The sequence below is a fragment of the uncultured Paracoccus sp. genome, assembly GCF_945915435.1.
Lineage (GTDB): Bacteria > Pseudomonadota > Alphaproteobacteria > Rhodobacterales > Rhodobacteraceae > Paracoccus.
In genome coordinates this window covers 1-19,238 of sequence record NZ_CAMEFG010000050.1, presented here as the reverse complement: position 1 = coordinate 19,238, position 19,238 = coordinate 1, and the positions used below count along the sequence as shown (strand labels likewise).

Annotated in this window: 20 protein-coding genes; 9 read left to right on the top strand and 11 right to left on the bottom strand. The window is 69.6% G+C overall.

The features are described 5' to 3' along the window. Positions 1-25 precede the first annotated feature (25 nt). The 9 genes from cydX to Q0O97_RS14810 all read right to left on the bottom strand — a co-directional run bounded on the left by cydX (position 26) and on the right by Q0O97_RS14810 (position 9,921). Positions 26-178, bottom strand: coding sequence for a cytochrome bd-I oxidase subunit CydX (cydX, locus tag Q0O97_RS14850; RefSeq protein ID WP_294930976.1), 153 nt, complete (start codon positions 176-178; stop codon positions 26-28). A 14-nt stretch (positions 179-192) separates the two neighbouring features. Continuing rightward, entirely contained in the window at positions 193-1,371 is a 1,179-nt protein-coding gene (cydB, locus tag Q0O97_RS14845) for a cytochrome d ubiquinol oxidase subunit II (protein ID WP_294930973.1), read from the bottom strand. After that, a complete protein-coding gene (locus Q0O97_RS14840) occupies positions 1,368-2,957 on the bottom strand; it encodes a cytochrome ubiquinol oxidase subunit I (RefSeq protein ID WP_294930970.1) in 1,590 nt (529 codons plus the stop codon). Before Q0O97_RS14840 ends, cydB begins: the two co-directional genes overlap by 4 nt. A gap of 1 nt (position 2,958) precedes the next feature. Further along, positions 2,959-4,569, bottom strand: a complete 1,611-nt coding sequence (locus Q0O97_RS14835) for an ATP-binding cassette domain-containing protein (RefSeq protein ID WP_294930967.1) — start codon at positions 4,567-4,569, stop codon at positions 2,959-2,961. Then, complete coding sequence (locus tag Q0O97_RS14830; protein WP_294930964.1) at positions 4,566-6,212, bottom strand: ATP-binding cassette domain-containing protein; 1,647 nt, start codon at positions 6,210-6,212, stop codon at positions 4,566-4,568. The genes Q0O97_RS14835 and Q0O97_RS14830 overlap by 4 nt, the downstream gene beginning before the upstream one ends. A gap of 64 nt (positions 6,213-6,276) precedes the next feature. Next, positions 6,277-6,513 (bottom strand): Lrp/AsnC ligand binding domain-containing protein, encoded by a 237-nt coding sequence (locus Q0O97_RS14825; protein ID WP_294930961.1) that lies wholly within the window; start codon positions 6,511-6,513, stop codon positions 6,277-6,279. A gap of 31 nt (positions 6,514-6,544) precedes the next feature. Further along, complete coding sequence (locus Q0O97_RS14820; protein WP_294930958.1) at positions 6,545-7,918, bottom strand: MATE family efflux transporter; 1,374 nt, start codon at positions 7,916-7,918, stop codon at positions 6,545-6,547. A 161-nt stretch (positions 7,919-8,079) separates the two neighbouring features. Then, positions 8,080-8,724, bottom strand: a complete 645-nt coding sequence (locus tag Q0O97_RS14815) for a L,D-transpeptidase family protein (protein WP_294930955.1) — start codon at positions 8,722-8,724, stop codon at positions 8,080-8,082. 12 nt (positions 8,725-8,736) lie between these two features. Further along, on the bottom strand, positions 8,737-9,921 hold the full coding sequence (locus Q0O97_RS14810) for a PatB family C-S lyase (protein ID WP_294930952.1): 1,185 nt from the start codon (positions 9,919-9,921) through the stop codon (positions 8,737-8,739). A gap of 74 nt (positions 9,922-9,995) precedes the next feature. Here Q0O97_RS14810 and def (Q0O97_RS14805) point away from each other — a divergent pair, with 74 nt between their 5' ends. The 3 genes from def (Q0O97_RS14805) (at position 9,996) to Q0O97_RS14795 (ending at position 12,516) form a co-directional block, all read left to right on the top strand. Next, positions 9,996-10,517, top strand: a complete 522-nt coding sequence (gene def, locus Q0O97_RS14805) for a peptide deformylase (RefSeq protein WP_294930950.1) — start codon at positions 9,996-9,998, stop codon at positions 10,515-10,517. 174 nt (positions 10,518-10,691) lie between these two features. Next, positions 10,692-11,045 (top strand): hypothetical protein, encoded by a 354-nt coding sequence (locus tag Q0O97_RS14800; RefSeq protein ID WP_294930947.1) that lies wholly within the window; start codon positions 10,692-10,694, stop codon positions 11,043-11,045. 808 nt (positions 11,046-11,853) lie between these two features. Next, positions 11,854-12,516: a helix-turn-helix domain-containing protein gene (locus Q0O97_RS14795; RefSeq protein ID WP_294930944.1), complete on the top strand. Its 663-nt coding sequence runs from the start codon at positions 11,854-11,856 to the stop codon at positions 12,514-12,516. Here the strand turns inward: Q0O97_RS14795 and Q0O97_RS14790 are convergent. After that, the gene (locus tag Q0O97_RS14790; protein WP_294930941.1) at positions 12,468-12,863 is read right to left on the bottom strand and encodes a VOC family protein; all 396 of its coding nucleotides are present in this window, start codon (positions 12,861-12,863) and stop codon (positions 12,468-12,470) included. The two genes, Q0O97_RS14795 and Q0O97_RS14790, sit on opposite strands and share 49 nt — an antisense overlap. Positions 12,864-13,004: 141 nt before the next feature. Here Q0O97_RS14790 and def (Q0O97_RS14785) point away from each other — a divergent pair, with 141 nt between their 5' ends. Genes def (Q0O97_RS14785) through Q0O97_RS14760 form a run of 6 tightly spaced genes read left to right on the top strand, consistent with a single transcriptional unit; the run spans position 13,005 to position 17,718 of the window. Beyond that, positions 13,005-13,505: a peptide deformylase gene (gene def / locus Q0O97_RS14785; RefSeq protein ID WP_294930938.1), complete on the top strand. Its 501-nt coding sequence runs from the start codon at positions 13,005-13,007 to the stop codon at positions 13,503-13,505. A gap of 1 nt (position 13,506) precedes the next feature. Further along, positions 13,507-15,177 carry an alpha/beta-hydrolase family protein gene (locus Q0O97_RS14780; RefSeq protein ID WP_294930934.1) on the top strand — a complete coding sequence of 557 codons (1,671 nt, stop codon included), beginning with the start codon at positions 13,507-13,509 and terminating at the stop codon, positions 15,175-15,177. Beyond that, on the top strand, positions 15,162-16,049 hold the full coding sequence (locus Q0O97_RS14775; protein ID WP_294930930.1) for a dienelactone hydrolase family protein: 888 nt from the start codon (positions 15,162-15,164) through the stop codon (positions 16,047-16,049). Before Q0O97_RS14780 ends, Q0O97_RS14775 begins: the two co-directional genes overlap by 16 nt. Positions 16,050-16,077: 28 nt before the next feature. Continuing rightward, positions 16,078-16,971 carry a methionyl-tRNA formyltransferase gene (gene fmt / locus Q0O97_RS14770; protein ID WP_294930927.1) on the top strand — a complete coding sequence of 298 codons (894 nt, stop codon included), beginning with the start codon at positions 16,078-16,080 and terminating at the stop codon, positions 16,969-16,971. A 19-nt stretch (positions 16,972-16,990) separates the two neighbouring features. Further along, positions 16,991-17,140 (top strand): hypothetical protein, encoded by a 150-nt coding sequence (locus tag Q0O97_RS14765; RefSeq protein WP_294930924.1) that lies wholly within the window; start codon positions 16,991-16,993, stop codon positions 17,138-17,140. A gap of 29 nt (positions 17,141-17,169) precedes the next feature. Beyond that, positions 17,170-17,718: an HdeD family acid-resistance protein gene (locus Q0O97_RS14760; protein WP_294930921.1), complete on the top strand. Its 549-nt coding sequence runs from the start codon at positions 17,170-17,172 to the stop codon at positions 17,716-17,718. Here the strand turns inward: Q0O97_RS14760 and Q0O97_RS14755 are convergent. Beyond that, positions 17,715-19,238, bottom strand: a 1,524-nt coding sequence (locus Q0O97_RS14755) for an ATP-dependent helicase C-terminal domain-containing protein (RefSeq protein ID WP_294930918.1), incomplete at its 5' end; no start/stop codon positions are given. The two genes, Q0O97_RS14760 and Q0O97_RS14755, sit on opposite strands and share 4 nt — an antisense overlap.

The following is a 19,238-nucleotide window of genomic DNA, read 5'->3' as shown; positions in this document are numbered from 1 at the left end:
AGCGGGACCGGCGCGCAAGATGCGCTCATGCCTCGCCGTCGTCGTCCCCGGCGTGGCTGTGGTGGGCCTTGCCGGATTCGATGATGCGCCGGTCCTCTTGAAATTCCAGCCACATGGCGTTGACGACGGCGAAACCGGCGGCCAGCGGAAGGCCCAGCATCCAGGCGAAATACCACATGTTCGGCCCTTTCTTCAGTAGGAATGACCCTTGGGGTCGTCGATATGATCGGGCGTGACCTTGCCCCACAGCACGCGATAGACCCAGGCCGTATAGGCCATGATCAGCGGCATGAAGATCGCCGTCGCCACCAGCATCACGAACAGCGACAGATGCGAGGCCGAGGCGTTCCACACCGTAAGCGAACTGCCCGGATCGGTCGAGGAGGGCAGGACCACCGGAAACATCACCAGCCCGACCGAGGAAATCATCCCGAAGATCGCCATCTTCGACCAGCCCAGCGGCGCGAGATCGGATGCGCGGCCCCCCGAACCCCGGCCCAGCGCCCGCCATGCCATGAAGGTGCCCAGAAAGCCCATCGCCGGGGCCACGGCGATCCAGGGGCGTTGGCCGTAGGCTTCCAGCCAGGACCCGCCCCGCACGATCGGGTGGATCAGCGGGTTCGACGGCCCGTCATAGGGCGGAGGGGCGGCATAGCCGTAACCCTCGATCCCCACGGCCAGCCACAGCCCGGCCAGCGTATAGCCCGCCAGCACCACCAGCGCGGCGGTGCGGCCATAGCGGCGCGCGCGTGCCTGCACCTCGCCCGAGGTCTTCAGCACCAGCCAGCCCGCGCCATGCATGACCAGCATGGCCAGCGACACCGCCCCGCACAGCAGCGCGAAGGGCCGCAACAGGCCGAAGAACCGCATCAGGGCCGAGGCGTCGGGGATCGGCATCAGGTCGGGCGTCAGGTGGAAGGGCACGCCCATGAGAACGTTGCCCACCGCCACCCCGAACAGCAGCGCGGGCGCCGCGCCGCCGATGAACAGCGCCCGGTCCCACATCTCGCGCCAGCGCGGATCTTCGCGCTTGCTGCGGTATTTGAAGGCGACGGGCCGCAGGATCAGCGCGGCCAGGATCAGGAACATCGCCATGTAGAAGCCGGAAAAGCTGATCGCATAAAGCGGCGGCCATGCGGCGAAGATCGCGCCGCCGCCAAGGATGAACCAGACCTGGTTGCCTTCCCACACCGGGCCGACGGTGTTGATGACGACGCGCCTTTCGACGTCGTTGCGCCCGACGAAGGGCAGAAGCGCACCCACCCCCATGTCGAAGCCGTCGGTCAGCGCAAAGCCGATCAGCAGGACCCCAAGCAGCACCCACCAGATCAGGCGCAGCATTTCGAAGCTGAGCAATTCGTGCAGGATCATCTGACCACCTCCGCCGACAGCCGGGCGCGGTGGTCGGCCATCCATTCCTCGGTTTCCTCGACATCGTCCTGCGGGCCCTTGCGGATGTATTTCAGCATCAGCATCACCTCGACCACCAGCAGGGCGGTGTAGAACAGGCAAAAGCCCAGCAGGGTCAGCGCGACCTCGCCCACGCCCAGATGACTGACGGAAAGCGCCGTGGGCAGGACGCCATCGACCGTCCAGGGCTGGCGTCCGACCTCGGCCACGATCCAGCCCAGTTCAGCGGCGATCCAGGGCGCCGGCATCAGCGCGACGGCCAGCCGCAGCGACCAGCGCGGGAACTGCATCTGGCGAAAGGACGCGCGCCAGAAGAAATAGCCCGTCGCAACGATCAGCGTCAGCCCGATTCCCACCATGATGCGGAAGGACCAGAAGACCGGCCAGACGGGCGGAATCGTGTCCGAAGCCGCTTGCATGATCTGCGCCTCGCTGGCCTGCCGGGGATCGTCCAGGTAACGCTTGAGCAGCAGCGCATAGCCCAGGTCGTCCCCCACCTCGTGGAATTCCTCGACCAGCGCGGGATCGACGCCGGTGGCGCGGCTGTCTTGTATCCTCATCAGCAGGTCATAGGCCCCGATACCGCTGCGGATGCGTTCGGCGGCCTCGGCCTCAAGGTCGTTCACGCCGCGGATTTCCTCGGTCAGCGAGCGGGTGCCGATCAGCCCCATGACCCAGGGCAGGTGGATGGCGTAATGGGTCTGGCGCGCCTCGCGGTCGGGCAGGCCGACGACGGTGAAGCTGGCCGGGGCGGGTTCGGTTTCCCACATCGCTTCGATCGCGGCCAGCTTCATCTTCTGGTTCAGACCCGCGTCATAGCCGGATTCGTCGCCCAGCACCACGACCGACAGCGCCCCCGCCAGCCCGAAGGCCGAGGCCACCGCGATCGAGCGCCGCGCCAGTTCGACATGCCGCCCCTTCAGCAGATACCAGGCCGAGACGCCAAGCACGAACATCGCCGCCGTCACATAGCCCGCGCTGACGGTATGGACGAATTTCGCCTGCGCGACGGGGTTGAAGATGACCTCGGCGAAGCTGACCAGTTCCATCCGCATGGTGACGGGGTTGAATTCCGCGCCCACGGGATATTGCATCCAGCCGTTCGCGATCAGGATCCACAGGGCCGAGAAATTCGTGCCGATGGCGACCAGCCATGCCACGATCATGTGCGCCCGCGCCGAAAGCCTGTCCCAGCCAAAGAACCACAACCCGACGAAGGTCGCCTCCATGAAGAAGGCCATCAGCCCCTCCAGCGCCAGGGGGGCGCCGAAGATGTCGCCGACGTAATGCGAATAATAGGCCCAGTTCATGCCGAACTGGAATTCCATCGTGATGCCGGTGGCGACGCCAAGGGCGAAGTTGATGCCGAAAAGCGTTCCCCAGAACTTCGTCATCTGCCGCCAGATCGGACGGCCGGTCATGACATAAACCGTCTCCATGATGGCGATGATGATCGAAAGCCCAAGGGTCAGCGGCACGAATAGGAAATGGAAGAGCGCGGTGGACGCGAATTGCAGCCGCGACAGTTCCAAGACGCCGATTTCCATCTCAGCCTCCTGCGGTGATCCCTTCTTGACTTATATCAAGAACGGCGGCTTTGCACCCGCTTGTGGCGCGGCGATGTGTCGCCATGACGATGCCCGCTTGCGGCAGCGCGGCGCGCAGCCCGGCCATGACGGCGTCGGCGGTGGGTTCGTCCAGCCCCTCGGTCGGTTCGTCCAGCAACAGCAGGGCCGGGCGGCGCAGCAGGGCGCGGGCAAGGGCAAGGCGGCGGCGTTCTCCGCCCGACAGGCCCTCGCCGCCGGGACCCAGGACGAGGTCCAGCCCGTCGCGCAGGTGATCCAGCCGCACGGCGCGCAGCGCGGCCATCATCGCGGCCTCGCCCGCGTCGGGGACGGCCAAGGCAAGGTTGTCGCGCAGGCTGCCCGCGATCAGCGCGGGACGTTGCAGGACAAGGGCCACCTGTTCGCGCAGCGCAGGCTCGGGCCAATCCCGCACGGCAATGCCGCCCAGGGTGATGCGCCGCCCGGCGGGCGGGACCACCCCGGCGACCTGGCCCAACAGCGTCGATTTTCCCGCCCCGCTCGGCCCCTTCAGGACAAGCATCCCGCCGGGGTGCAGCGCGTGCCCGTCGATGCGCAGCGGCAGGGGCGAGGGCGGCGCGGGACGGGCGGGCACGGATGGGGGGCCTTCGCGCAGCATGGGTGCGACACGCAGGGCGGCATCGGCGATGCGCCCGTATTCGGCGATGCCGCGCCGAAGGGGGGCGGTCAGTTCGGCCAGCGCCAGCGCCGCGAAGAACCCCATCGCCGCCAGCGCCGGGCCGATGCTTCCCGCCGCCACCGCCTGCGCCCCCAGCCCAAGCGCCCCCGCAGCCGAGGCCGCGCGGGCCAGTTCCTGCATGGCGCCCAGGTCGCGCTCGATCCCGTCCAGCGCGCGGGCGCAGGCGCGGGCGCGAGCATCATGGGCCAGCGCCAGTTCGCGGCGGCCCGGCAACAGCCCCGCCACGGCCAACTCATCGCGCGAGTTGATCAGTTCCAGCGCCGCGGCAGCATGGGCACGCGCGGCCTGCGCACCCGCGACCGACAGCCGCCGGGCCTGAGGCGCGGCCCAAAGCGCCAGCGCCAGCGCGACGCCCAGATGGGTGCCGCAGATCCACAGCGCCAGTTGCCAGCCAAGCAGCGCCCACAGCAGCGCGAAGGCAAAGGCCAGCGCCGCCCCGGCGCCCGTGCCGGGCAGGACCAGCCGCAGGGGCAGCCCGTCCAGCGCATCGCAATCGGCGCCGACGCGGTTCAGCGCAGTCCCCCGCCTCAGCCGGGTCAGACGCGGCCAGTCCGCCGCCGCAAGGCCCGACAGCACCCCCCCGCGTAGCGCGACGATGCCGCGCAGGGTGGCGTCGTGGCCCAGCCAGCGCTCGGCATAACGGGTCGCGGTGCGCAGGATCGCCAGCCCGCGCACGGCGGCGGCGGGGCGGAAGATGTCGAACCACGCGCCGGTCGCCGCCAGCCCCGCCAGCGCGGTCGCGGCGATGAACCAGCCCGACAGCGCCAGAAGCGACCAGCCCGCGACCAGCACCAGCGCCGAGGCCGCCATCGCCAGCCCCATCCCCCCGCGCACCCCGCCCGTCATCGCGCGCCAGACAATGCGCAGGTCGCTCATGCGTCCAGCCCCCCGATGCGCAGCCGCTGCCCCATGCGCACCGCCAGCGCCGGGTCGTGGGTGGCGACGACCAGCCCGGCACCCGCGGCATGTGCGGCCAGCAGCGCCTGCGTGATCTGCGCGGCGGTATCCGCGTCCAGATCCGCCGTCGGTTCGTCGGCAAGGATCAGGCCGGGCGCGCGGATCAGGACGCGGGCCAGCATCAGCCGCCGCGCCTCGCCCCCCGATACGCCCGCCCCGTTTTCGCCAAGCCGGGTGTCCAGCCCCTCGGACAGGTTCGCGACCACGCCATCGGCCAGCGCAGCGCTCAGCGCCGGGGCCGGATCGCCCGCGCGCCCCATCAACAGGTTCTCGCGCAGCGATGCGTCCAGGAAATGCGGCGCCTGTGCCATCCAGCCAAGGCCCGCGCGCCAGGCATCCGCGATCGCAGGGCGCAGGGGCCGGCCCGCGACCTCGATCAGCCCGGCATCGGGTTGCTCCAGCCCCGCGATCATGCGCAGCAGCGTCGTCTTGCCCGCCCCGCTTGGCCCGACCAGCGCGACCGAGGCCCCCGCCGACAGGTCCAGATCGGGATAGCGGATGCCGTGCCGGGTGACGCCGCGCAGCCGGACCGCACGGCCGGGCAAGGCCCGCGCCGGGCCGCCCTGCCCCGCCATGCGCGCCGCCTGCCCCTGCCGCTCGGCCACGACCGCGGCCAGCGATTCGGCGGCGGCGCGGTCGTGCCATGCGGCGGCGAAATCGCGCAGGGGCTGGAAGAACTCGGGCGCGATCAGCAGCAGGAACAGGGCGTGGGCGGGGTCCAGCGGGCCGTTCCCCCAAGCTGCGGGCCACGTCCCGAATCCCAACTGCCCCAGCAGGGAAAAGCCGCAGAACACCGCCATCATCGCCACGCCAAGCGCCGCGAACAGCTCCAGCACGCCCGAGGACATGAAGGCGATCGTCAACACCCGCATGGTGCGGCGGCGCAATTCGTCCGCGCTGGCGGTGAACTCGGCCACCAGCCTCTGGCCCGCGCCCATCAGGCGGACGTCGGGCAAGGCGGCGGCGCGGTCGGCCAGCATCCCGCCCATCGTGCCCATCTGGTCAAGCTGCCTGCGACTGGCACGGCCTGCCGCCTGCCCGATCAGCGCCATGAACAGCGGAATCGCGGGACCGGCGACCAGCAGGATCAGCCCCGGCGCCCATGCGATCCAGAAGCTGGCGGCAAGGATCGCCGCGGGGATCGCCCGCAGCCGCGCGCTGGCTTGCAGATAGCGCGCGGCATAGGGGCGCAGGACCTCGGCCTGGTCCTGGACCAGCGAGGCCGCCTGCCCGGCAGGCAAGGGCCGGGCCAGCAGGCTTTCGCGGGTCAGCAGCCGCGCGCGCAGCCGCCCCACCGCAGCAAGGGCGGCGTCCTGCGCGCCCCGCTCGGCCCGGTGGGACAGGATGACGCGCAACGCGGCAAGGGCCAGGAACAGCGCCAGGGCCAGCGGGCCGGGCGCCCTGCCCGCCAGCAGCGCGGCAAGGGCCTGCGCGGCGATCCATGCCTGCGGCAGCCACAGCAGCCCCGCCACGACCGAGCCTTGGGCCGCGCGGCGCAGCGCGGGCAGTTCGTCTTGCAACAGCGCCATTGCGCCGGTGGGTTCCTTTGCGCGGCGGGCCATCGCTTGCCGTCATCCTTGCCGTTTCGCGGGCAGGCTACGCAAAGCCGCCGGGCGGGGGAATGCGTCAGAATGCGCGGAAGGTCATCGTCGTCAGCGTGCGGCTGATATGGGGAATGTCGAAGAGGTTTTCGGACAGGAAATGCCCGATGTCCTGATCCTCGGGGATATAGACCTTGGCCAGCAGGTCGTAATCGCCCGAGGTCGAGTAAAGCTCGCTGACCACTTCGCGGTCATAGATCGCATCGGCGACCTCGTAGGTCTTGCCGGGGGTGCATCGGATCTGGACGAAGACGGGACGCATGGCGGGCCTTTCTGTTCGGAATGCCGCCAGCCTAGCGCGTCTGCGCGGGCAGGGTCCAGTCCCGCATGAAGCCGCCCCAGAAGCGCCGCATCAGCAGCACCGCCGCACAGCCCAGCCCGAACAGCAGCCCCAGCCACAGCCCGCCCGGCCCGACGCCAAGCGGAAAGGCCAGAAGCCAGGCCGCGGGCAGGCCGATCAGCCAATAGGCGACGACGGCATAGACCATCGGGCGCCGCGTATCCTGCAAGCCGCGCAGCATCCCCAGCGCGATCACCTGCTGGCCGTCGGCAAGCTGGAACAGCGCCGCATAGACCATCAGCCCGCCGACCAGCGCCACGATGGCCGGGGTCTGCGGATCGCCCGCGTCCAGGTAAAGCGCGGCCAGCGGCTCGGACGCGGTCAGGAAAACCGCGATGGTGAACGCCGCGAAGAAGATCGAGACCCCGATGGCCGTATGCCCCGCCAGCCGCATCCCCTCGCGGTCGTTCCGTCCGTGCAGCGTGCCGATGCGGATCGTGACCGCATTGGCCAGCCCCAGGTGCAGCATGAAGGCGATGGACGACAGTTGCAGCGCGATCCCGTGCGCGGCCAGTTCCTGCGCGCCGAACCAGCCCATCAGCACGTTGGTTCCCGCGAACATCCCGGTTTCGGCCACCAGCGTCAGCCCGACCGGCATCCCCAGCACCGCAATGGCGCGCAGGGCCGCCCAATCGGGGTTCCACATGCGGCGGAAAAGCTGGTAGGGCCGCGCCTCGGGCAGCCAGACGGCGAAAACGGCCAGCGCCACGAATTGCGCCAGGTTGATCGTCAGGCTGGCGATGGCCGCGCCCTGCACGCCCAGCTCGGGCGCGCCGAAATGGCCGAAGATCAGCATCCAGTTCAGCACGATGTTCAGCGGAATCCCCGCCACCACCACCAGCATGACGATATTGGGCCGCCCCAGCGCCGCAAGGAACGAGTTCAGCGTCAACCCCCACAGCGCGGGCGCCATCGCAAAGCACATGATCCGCAGGTAATCCTGCACATGGGCGGCGATCTCGGGCTTTTGCCCCATCGCCAGCATGATCGCGCCGGAAAACCACAGCACCGGCAGGATCAGGGCCGCATACAGCGCCGAAAGCCACAACGCCATGCGGGTGGCGCGGCGCACCTCGGTTTCGTCGCCGCGCGCCACGGCGGTGGCAAGCAGCCCCATCACCCCGATCCCGAAGCCCGAACCCAGCATGAACAGTACGAAGAAGAACGAGGTCGCCAGCACCACCGCCGCCAGTTCATCGACGCCATACCAGCCGATCATCACCGTATCGGTGACGCCGATCGCCATACGCGCCAGATGCGACCCCGTCAGGGGCAGCGTCAGCGCAAGCATGGTGGCCAGATGGGGGCGATAGCGGGCAAGTGTCATGGCCTTGCCTTATCCCCGACCCGAGGGGCAGGCAAGCCGCCGCCGCCACGGCTTTCGCAAAGACAGTTTCAAGCTTTCGGGCGGGCGCATGGGCTGCCTTCCACCGCCCTGCCTCCAGCGAACCGGCCCCCAGTGAACCGGCCCCCGCCCCCGAGGATGGCTCAGGGCCTGATCTCGACCTCGGTGCCGATGCGGGCCATCGCATAGATTTCCTCGATCTCGTCGTTGGTGACGGCGATGCAGCCCTCGGTCCAGTCGCCCTTGACGCGGTAGCCCTGCGGGATCTGGTTCGGCTGGCCGTGGATCATGATGTCGCCGCCCGGATCGTAGCCGCCCGCCCGCGCCGCCTGCCGGTGGCTGGCCTGCGGATAATCCAGCCCCAGCGACAGGCGAAAGCGGCTTTGCGGGTTCAGGCGGTCGATGCGAAAGACACCCTCGGGGGTGCGGCCGTCGCCCTGCCGGGTCTTGGTGCCCTCGGGCGAAAAGCCGAGCTGGACGGTGTAGGTCCTGGGCGGGCCGTCCTGCTGCCAGACGGTCATCCGTCGCGCGCCCTTTTCGATCAGGATGCGCCGGATGGGCGAGGTCAGGGCCGCCGGGGCCTCTTGCGGGCGGAAGATGCCGGGCAGCGCGCGTCGCAGATCCTCCAGCGGGAAGGGGCCGCGGCTGCCCGGCGCGGGGTCGGGCAGGGTCGACTCGGGGCGCGGGGCGGGGCGACGGTCGGGCAGTTCGGGCGCGACGATCAGCCAGATGCCCCACAGGACCGCCACGATGGACAGGACCGAGAACAGCCGCGCCAGTTTCCGCATTGCCCCGCCCCCTTATTGCAGATCGCCGAAGGCCCGCCCCAGCCGCTGAACCGCCTTGACGACGCGCGCGCGGGGCGTGGCCAGGTTGAAGCGCATGAAGCCCTCGCCCCCCAGCCCGAAGGTCGCGCCATGATTGGCCGCGATGCGGGCGTCGGCGGCGATGCGGCGGGCGATCTCGGCCTGCTCCATCCCGGTGCCGGAAAAATCGACCCAGGCCAGGTAGGTCGCCTGCAAGGGCATCGAGCGCAGGCCGGGGATCGCATTCACCCCTTCGTCGAAGATCCGGCGGTTGCCGTCCAGGTAGGCAACCAGTTGATCGACCCATTCCGCGCCCTGCGGCGAATAGGCGGCGGCCACCATGTCCAGGCCGAACAGGCCGGGCGAGATGCCAAGCGCCGCCATCCGCCCCGCGATCCGCCCGCGCAGGCCGGGATCGGCCACGATGATATTGCCGATATGGGCGCCCGCGATGCTGAAGGTCTTGGTCGCCGCCGTCAGCGTCACCAGCCGGTCGGCGATCTCGGGCGCGGCCAGCGAGGTGACGGTATGGCGCGGCGCGCCGGGCATGACCAGGTCGTGGTGGATCTCGTCCGAGACCAGGACCAGGTCGTGGCGGCGGCAGAAATCCGCGATCCCGCGCAACTCGTCCGCCGACCAGACCCGCCCGCCGGGGTTGTGGGGCGAACACAGGATCATCATCCGCTCATTGCCGGTCAGACGCCCGGCCCAACCGTCGAGGTCGAGCTGGTAGGTCCCGCCCTCTTGCGCCAGCGGCATCTCGACCACCTGCCGCCCGGCGGCGCGGATGACGCGGGCAAAGGCGTGATAGACCGGCGTCATCAGAACCACGCCGTCGCCCGGCCGGGTCAGCGCATCGATGCAGATCGCGGTGCCGTTGACCAGCCCGTGGGCCGTCAGCACCCAGTCGGGCTTGACCTGCCAGCCGTGGCGGTTGGCCATCCACCAGGCAATCGCGTCGCCATAGGGGCGATGGGTGCCGGGATAGCCGTAGATGCCATGCGCCGCGATCCGCTCGACCGCCTGCTGGACCACGGCGGGCGGGCGGAAGTCCATGTCCGCCACCCACATCGCGATTCCATCGGCGGGATCGACGCCGTAGATGCCGCCCATGTCGTCCCACTTGGAACAGTTGGTTCCCAGCCGTTCGATCTCTTCGTCGAAATCCGCAACCGTCATCGCTTTCTCCTGATCTTTGTGCGCAAGAATAGCGACTTGTTGCGCATGTCCAACCCTTCGCCTAAGTGATACGCATGAGCCTGCGAAATATTCTGATCCATCCCGATCCGCGTCTGAAGAAGACCTGCGATCCCGTCGCCCGCATCACGCCCGAGATCGAGACCCTGGCGGCGGACATGCTGGCGACCATGTATGAAGCCCCCGGCGTCGGCCTTGCCGCGCCGCAGGTGGGCGTGCTGTCGCGCCTTTTCGTGATGGATTGCAACAAGGACCCCGAGGTCGAGCCGCAGCCGCTGGTGATGGTCAACCCCCGGATCACTTGGTCGTCCGAGGGGCTGAACAGCTACGAGGAGGGCTGCCTGTCCATCCCCGACCAATACGGCGAGATCACCCGCCCCGCCGAGGTCCGCGTCGAATGGCTGGGCCTTGACGGCAAGACGCACCAGCGCGAGTTCGACGGCCTCTGGGCCACCTGCGCGCAGCACGAGATCGACCACCTCGACGGCAAGCTGTTCATCGACTACCTCAGCCCCCTGAAACGCCAGATGATCACCCGCCGCATGGTCAAGCTGAAGCGGGAAAAGGCGGCGGGCTGACGCCCTGACGGGCTTCCCCATCAGGGCCGCCCGCGCAGGGACGTGCCAGCCAATCGGAGTCGCAGATGATGCCCTTGAGGTGGGGGCTACACACCCCCACACCCGCGCCTTTCATGTGGGGGTTTCACACCCCCACACCCCCGTGGGGTATTTGGATGATGAAGAAAGCGGGCGATGCGTCGAATTCCCGCCGTCATGCGCCTGCCGGTCAAGCCCAACATCCATGCGAACACGCCCGAGGGCTTCCCCAACCTGTTTTCCGAAGTTGTCGCGTCGGGCGCGGTCGAGTTCGCCGTGGACAGGTCCGCGATGCGCCAGGATATTCACCGGCGGCAAGGGGGGCGACCGCCGAAAGGCGGGGTTTCCCGGTCTTACGGTTTTCTGCCTTACGGAGCGCCCGCGCAGGGACGCGCCAGCCATTCGGGGTTGCGCAACGCAGGGTTGGCGACATTGCGCCAGCCGCACGGCGGCAGATACGGCGGCGCCGCGCCGTCCAGCAGCAGGGCGGGACCGATCCAGGCCGTATAATAGCCGTTACACCCCCGGCAGGCGAAAGCAGCGCGCCCGGATCCTGCGAATCCGCCACCCGCCCGCCGGTTTCGCCGTCATACAGCCCGGAATGAGCGCGCCGATAGGCATGGACCCGGACATGGCGGTCGTCGAAGCAGGTCAGTTCGACCCGCGGAGCCAGCAGCGTCTTGCCATCCGCGGCGAACAGCCCGAATCGCGGCGAAAGCGTCCAGCCCGGTGCGCGCCTGAACATCATCCCGTTGGGCAGTTCCACCACCGCGCGGGTCTTTACGATCCTGTTGGTGCCCGCCAGCAGCGCCCACAGCAGGACAAGGCCCGCCATAACGAACAGGGACCACGGGACGGTCCGACCGGAAGGCTTCACCCTCACCAGCCATCCCCCGGCCTGAAATCGCTGCGGGCGGCGCCGTTGAAAACCTCTGCCAGAGCGGGCGCATTCCCGCTGCCGGTCAGGCGCAGGGCCTGCCTTGGCCTGTGAGCCCCATATCCAGCGGACCGGTCGTCATGTCGCGCAACCGCAGGCTGCTTTTGCCGGAAACGACAGGCGCACCGCTGCGAATCGTGCAAGCGGCCCGGTTGGGCACTGAAGGAATACGGCCTGCCGAAAGACGTGGGGCGGGGTGGTTCCCGGTCTGCCGGGCTTGCATATGGCGGGTCTCGGGCGGCGGTCGGGCGTGTCCTGTGGGCAAGGTTCATCTGCGGGGAGCCTTTTGCGGATATCGGAACCATCTCTGCCATGAAAGGAATAACATCCGCTTAACGGCAGGGCATTGCGCGCAGGGCGGCGCTCTGCCAGCCTTTCCCCATGTGTGCGGCAAAGCTTTTTCAGGAATGGCGCCACCGGGCGGATCGCGACGAGCGGGCGGTGATCTTTCCCGACGGCTGCCGGGATGTGCTGATCGCCAGCGCGCCCGGCGCGGCGGCGCGGGTCACGCTGACCCCCTTCGATTTCCGGCCCCGCCTTGTCGCGCTGCCCAGGGGCACCCGCATGAGCGGCTATCGCCTGCGCCCCGGCGCCGTCGTCGGCCAGCACGTCCTTGACCGGATCGCGGCGGACAGCGACGGCATTGCCGAAATCCTGGGCAATGAACTGGGCGAATGGGACGAGACGGACGAGGCGATCCTTGCCCTCGCCACGGCGGGGGCCACGGCGGCTGATGTGGCAAAGGGGCTTGGTATCTCGGCCCGCAGCCTGCAACGGCATTTCCGGCAGTTGGGCCTGCCGCCGCCCGATTACTGGCGGCTGCTGGGACGCGCGCGGCGGGCGGCGGGGATGCTTCCGACAGGTGCGCCGCTGGCCGAGATCGCGCTGGATTGCGGCTTCAGCGACCAGGCGCATATGACGCGCGAGTTCATGCGCTGGTTCGGGCGCACCCCGGCGCAACTGCGCCGCGACGCGCCCTTGCTGGGGTTGCTGCGTCAGCCCGCGCTTGGCAACTGGACGGGCGAACAGATCTCGACCAGATAGCCGTCGGGATCGCGGACATAGGACACCACCTGCCCCCACGGCTGATTGCTGGGCGCGGTCACCGGCACGGCGCCCGCCGCCACGGCGCGGTCGAAGGCGGCGGGCACGTCATCGGTCTCGAAAGCGATCTCGAAGACGGGGGCGTCGGGGCGCGGCTTGCCCGGCGTCTTGCCCAGTTGCCGCATCAGCGCGGTGGACGAAAAGGCCAGCTTCGTGCCGCCGGTCGCAAGCTCTCCGTAATCGCCGCCTTCGTGCAAAAAGGCGCAGGTCAGGCCGAAGGCGCGTTCGTAAAACCCGATCGCGGCGGCGACGTCATCGACGTAAAGGATGATATATCTAAAGATCATGGTGATTCCCTGTGCTTGTCCGGTCAGCATGGGCCCTTGCGCGCCCCGCGTCTTGAAGGATCGCGACAGGCGCCTGCACTTGGCAAATTTACCTTGGCCCGCGAAGATGCTACCCCTTGCGCGCAACCTTGACGGGACCCCATGACGATCCGCGCCTTCATCCCCTATGACGACCCGCGCCTGCACCGCCCCGCCGATGCCGTGGCGGGCGTGACCGAGACCGTCCGCATGATCTGGGACGACATGATCGACACGATGGACGCCATGCCCGGCGTCGGCCTTGCCGCGCCGCAGATCGGGATCGCGATGCGGCTGGCGGTGGTCGATGCATCCGACAAGCGCGGGCAGGCGGTGCGCATGGCCAACCCCGAGGTGTTGCACGCCAGCGTCAAGATGCGCGCCCATGACGAGGCCAGCCCCAACCTGCCGGGCGTCTTCGCCCGGATCGAGCGGCCCCGCGCCGTCACCGTCCGCTTCCTGAACGATCAGGGCGAGATCGAGGAGCGCGACTTCACCGGCCTCTGGGCGACCTCGGTGCAGCATCAGATCGACCACCTGGACGGCAGGCTTTACGTCGACCACCTGTCGCCCCTGCGCCGCAGGATGCTGGTCGCGAAATCCGCCAAGCTGCAAAAGAGATAGGATGCCGCGCTACCTTCCCGTCAGATACCTTTCGGCCCGGCTGTCGGTGATGCCGCTGCTGGTGGGGCTGCTGCTGGCCGCGGCCTCGCTGACGCCTTCGCTGATCCCGCGAAGCTGGCCGATGCAGGGCTTTCTTGCGGGGCTGTCGATGGCGGTGGGCTACGGGCTGACGCAATTCGTCCTGGCGCTGTGGCGGTCGCTGGAACTGCCGGTGCTGCGGGGACGGCCGGCGCGGATCAGCCACGCCATCCTTGCGGTGCCCGTGCTGGCCACGCTGGTCTTTTGCGTCGCCAGCGCGCGCGAGTGGCAGAATGGCATCCGCGAGCGCATGGGCCTGCCCGAGGTCGAGGTCGCCCATACCACCAAGATCCTGCTGCTGGGGGCGGGGGTCTTTCTGGCGCTGTTCGTGATCGGGCTGCTGATCCAGGGGCTGTTCGACGTGCTGCGCCGCCGCCTCGCCCGCCGCATCCCGGCCCGCAGCGCCAATGTGCTGGGGCTGCTGCTGGCGGCGACGGTGGTCTTCGTCGTCACCCGCGACGGCGTGGTCAACGGCACGATGCGGGTGCTGGACCGTTCCTATGCCGCCGCGCAGCACCTGACCGACGTCAGCGTGCCCGCGCCGGAACAGGACTGGCGGACAGGCTCGGACGCCTCGCATGTGGACTGGGCGCTGACCGGGCGGCCGGGGCGCGAGTTCATCCTTGGCGGCCCCGGCCGCCAGGCGATCGAGACCTTCAACGCCCGCCCCGCGATCGAGCCGCTGCGCATCTATGTCGGCCTTGCCCAGGACAGCGACCCGCGCGCCCGCGCGCAGATCGCGCTGGACGAGATGATCCGCACCGGCGCCTTCCAGCGCAATGTGCTGGTCGTCGCCAGCCCCACCGGCACCGGCTGGATGGACCCGGCCAGCTACGACGTGCTGGAATACATGCATGACGGCGACGTGGCCACGGTGGCGGTGCAGTATTCCTATCTGCAAAGCCCGCTGGCGCTGATCGCGGAAACCGAATCGGGGCTGGAGCAATCCGCCGCCCTGATGCAGAAGGTCTACGAATACTGGTCCGCCCTGCCCCCCAACCGCAGGCCACGGCTTTACATGCACGGGATCTCGCTTGGGGCGTGGTCGTCGATGTATGCCTTCAACCCCTTCCTGATGATGGATGAACCCATCGACGGCGCGCTGTGGGTGGGACCGCCCTTCCCCTCGACGCTGTGGCAGCAGGCCAATGCCGCGCGTTCCGACGCCAGCCCCTTCATCCTGCCCGAGGTGGACGGGGGCCGTGTCATCCGCTTTGCCAGCCAGTTCGCGCGCCCCGACCGCTCGGGCGAGCCGTGGGGACGCATCCGCATCCTGTTCCTGCAATATGCCAGCGATCCCGTCGTGTTCTACGACGCGACCTCGGCCTGGCGGGCGCCGCCGTGGATGCGCGAACCGACGGCGCCCGACATCTCGCCGCAACTGTCCTTCACGCCCATCGTGACGCTGCTGCAACTGGGCGTGGACATGCTGCTGAGCAATACGACCCCGCCCGGTTTCGGGCACAACTACCACACCCATGACTATATCGACGCATGGGCCGCCGTGACCGACCCCGCAGGCTGGTCCGAGGAACGCGCCCGCGCGCTCAAGGCCCATTGCGGGCAGGGAATCCTGGGATGTCCAGACGGCTGATCCTGCGCATCGGCGCGCTGCTGCTGATCGTCATGGCGCTGGTGGGCATGAACACGCTGCGCAATGCCGCGCGCTGGCAGCCCGTCACCGACACCGTGGACGAACGGCTGGCGCTGATCCTGCCCGGCATCCGCATCCTGGCCCCCGATGGTCCCGGTCCCCATCCCGCCGCCGTGCTGCTGTCGGGCTGCGACGGGGTGCGCGACAACATGGACTATTGGGCCGGCCGCATGGTCGCGCTTGGCCGCGCGGCGGTGATCGTGGACAGCCACCATCCGCGCGGCCTGGACCAGTTGCAGGCATGGCGCGCGGTCTGCGCCGGGCAGGTCATGCCGGGTGCCGAGCGCGCGGGCGACCTGGCCGTCACCCTGGCATGGCTGCGCGGCCATCCGGGCATCGACGCGGATGACGTGGCGCTGCTTGGCGCCTCGCATGGCGGCTGGACGGTGATGGAGTTCCTGGACCTCGCCTCCACCGGCGCCGTGCCTCCGGGGCTGGCGGAATGGCCCGCGCCGCCGGACGGGCTGCTGGCGCAACTGGGGCCGGTCTTTCTGCTTTATCCCTATTGCGGCGTGCTGAACGGCGCGGGCAAGGCGCGCTGGCCCGCCCGTGTCGCCGGGCTGATGATCCTGGGCGACGACGACAGCATCGTGGATACCGCCAAATGCGCGCAGATGGGGCAAGAGCTGGCGGATCGCGGCGCGCGCTTGCAGGTCGTGACGCTGACCGGGGCGGATCACGGCTTCGACCAGAAGGAACGCTCGACCCTGTCCTTGCTGGACTACGACGCGGAACTGACCGCCGAGGCGACGGGGCTTTTCGACGATTTCATGCGCGGCACGGATGGTCTGGCCGCCGCCTCCGGGATATGAAGGGTCGTTCCGGCAACAGGGGGATGGGATGCGCGTCGTTTTCATGGGAACTCCGGACTTTTCGGTGCCTGCGCTGCGGGCCATCGCCGCACGCCACCAGGTCGTCGCGGTCTATTCCCAGCCCCCCCGCGCGGCGGGACGCGGGCAGAAGCCCCGCCCCTCGCCCGTCCATCGCGCGGCGGATGAACTGGGCCTGCCCGTCCTGACGCCCGAGCGGCTGAAATCGCTCGAGGATCAGGCTGCTTTCGCCGCGCATGGGGCCGATGTCGCGGTCGTCGTCGCTTACGGTCTGATCCTGCCGCAGCCGGTGCTGGACGCGCCGCGTCTGGGGTGCCTGAACATCCATGCCTCGCTTCTGCCGCGCTGGCGGGGGGCGGCGCCGATCCATCGCGCGATCCTGTCGGGCGACGCGGAAACCGGCGTCGCGATCATGCGGATGGAGGCGGGGCTGGACACCGGCCCCGTGCTGGCCGAGGCGCGCACCCCCATCGGCGCGGGCGACACCACCGCCGATCTGCACGACCGGCTGGCCGCGATGGGGGCCGGTCTGATCGCCGATGTGCTGGACCGCCTGCCCCTGCCCGCCGTGCCGCAAGCCCCCGAAGGCGTCACCTATGCCGCCAAGATCGACAAGGCCGAAGCCCGCATCGACTGGACCCGCCCGGCGGTTGAAGTCGACCGCCAGATCCGCGCGCTGTCGCCATTTCCCGGCGCGTGGTGCATGGCGGGCGGCGAAAGGCTGAAGCTGCTGCGCTCGCGTCTGGCGACGGGCGAGGGCGCGCCGGGTCAGGTGCTGGAGGGTTTCACCATCGCCTGCGGCACCGGCGCGGTCGAAATCACGCAGGCGCAGCGCGAGGGCAAGCGCCCCCTGCCCGCATCGGAGATCCTGCTGGGGCTGGAACTGCCCGCGCGGCTGGACTAGCCTGAGGCGCAGGCCGCAGATGTTGAGACGAATCCTCAGGGCGCTGGCCGAGGCGGGAATTGGCTGGGCGCTCTTCGCATTCGGCGGGCTGGCAATCGCCGTGGGCGTGCAAATCGGCTGGTGGTGGCTGGTCGTCGCCGGGATCGCGATGATCCTGGCCGTTTTCTGAATGGACGCAGTTTGGATTCGGATAATATCATGGAAGACAAGGCATTTTCGACGTTCCGCCGCTTCTGGTGGGTGCTGCTGGTCCGCGGGATCGCGGCGGTGCTTTTCGGCGTGGCCGCGCTGTTCTGGCCGGGGCTGACGGCGCTGGTGCTGCTGATCGCCTTCGGCGCCTTCGCGGTGGTGGACGGGGTTTTCGCCATCGTCACCGCCTTTCAGCGCAAATCGCATGACGAGGGCTGGTGGACATGGCTGTTCGACGGGGTGCTGTCGCTGGCCATCGGCATGATGGCGCTGTTCTGGCCCGCCGCCACCGCGCTGGCACTGGTGATCTGGATCGCTGTCTGGGCCGTGATCGCGGGCATCCTGCGCGTGATCGCCGCCATCCGCCTGCGGCATGAGATCGAAGGCGAGTGGGCGCTTGCTCTCTCGGGCCTGCTGCTGGTGATCTGGGGCGCGCTGCTGGCGCTGGTCCCGGCGGCGGGGATCCTTGGGCTGGCGTGGATCTTCGGGGTCTTCGCGCTGGCCGTGGGCGTGGTGATGGTGGTGCTGGCCTTCCGCGTGAAGGGCTTGCCCGATTAGGTGCCGCGCGGCTTGGCGCGGGTGGTCGGATCGGCCTGCCGCGGGTCCTCGGGCCAGGGATGGCGCGGGTAGCGGCCCCGCATGTCGCGGCGCACATCGGCATAGCCCCCGGCCCAGAAGCCCGGCAGGTCGCTGGTCACCGCGACGGGCTTGCCGCCGGGCGACAGCATGGTGATGCGCAGCGGGCGGCTGCCCACCGTAGGGTGGCGGGTCACGCCGAACAGCTCTTGCAGGCGCAACTCGATCCCCGGCACCTCGGCGTCGTAGTCGATGGGAACGCGCCGCCCCAATGGCGTCGTGAAATGCGAGGGCGCGGCATGATCCAGCCTGCGCATCCCCTCATATCCCGCCCGCGCGCGCAGGGCCTCGGTCAGGTCCAGCGCGCGCAGGTCGGCCAGCGTGCGCGCCTTGCCCAGCCACGGCAGCAACCAATCGGCATCCGCAAGCAGCGCGGCATCGTCCACCGGCCCCAGTTCCGGCATCAGACCCATGCGCGCGCGCAGCCGCGCGGCGGCGCGGGTCCAGGGCAGGCCGTTCTGGCGCAGGCCTTCCAGCGCGGCCAGCGCCATCGCGTCAGGCGGCGGATCGTCCAGAGGGCGGTCGGACAGCACCAGCGCGCCAAGACGCTCCTGCAAGCGCGCGAGGATGCGGGTCTCGCGGCGCGACCATTCGACGGTTTCGGCCAATTCGATCCGGTCGGCATAGAGGCTGCGCAGCTCGCTTTCCGACAGGGCAACGCCCATGCGGATGCGGGCCTCGCGCGCGTCGCCGTCCAGATCGGTCGCGACGATCAGGCGGTTCGCGCCAAGCGGATCGCCGGGCGCCAGATAGGCCCCCTTGCCGCCCGACAGGATATAGCGCGGATCGTCACCCTTGCGGCGCAGCCCGATGCGGTCGGGATAGGCCAGCGCGGCCATCTGGGGCAGGCTCAGGCCCCGATCCGGCGGGGCCAAGGCGCGCAACCGGCGGGCATCGTCACGGATGCGCTGAACCCCCGCGCGGCTGGCCTCATGCGGGGTGCTTGCGGGGTCGCGCAGGGCCTTCAACCGCAAGGACAGATCGGCGGGGGCGCCCTTCAGCGGATCGCGCTCGGCCAGCAGGGCGGCGGGGTCGGCGGCGCCCTTGCCCGCCACGACCAGCATATGCGCCAGGCGCGGATGCAGGGGCAGCGCGGCCAGCGCCTGCCCGTGGGGGGTGATCCGGCCGTCCCGCAGCGCGCCAAGATCGGCCAGCAGGGCGCGGGCCTCGGCCAGCGCGCCCTCGGGCGGGGGCGTCAGGAAGGCCAGCCCCTGCCCGTCCGCGCCCCATGCCGCCAGTTCCAGCGCCAGCCCGGTCAGGTCGGCCACCGCGATTTCGGGGGGCGCGAAGGCAGGCAGCGCGCCCTCTTCGGCCCGCGCCCACAGGCGATAGCAGATCCCCGGCGCAACGCGGCCCGCACGGCCCCGGCGCTGCTCGGCCTCGGCGCGGCTGACGCGCTCGGTCACCAGCCGCGACATGCCGCTGCCCGGATCGAAGCGCGC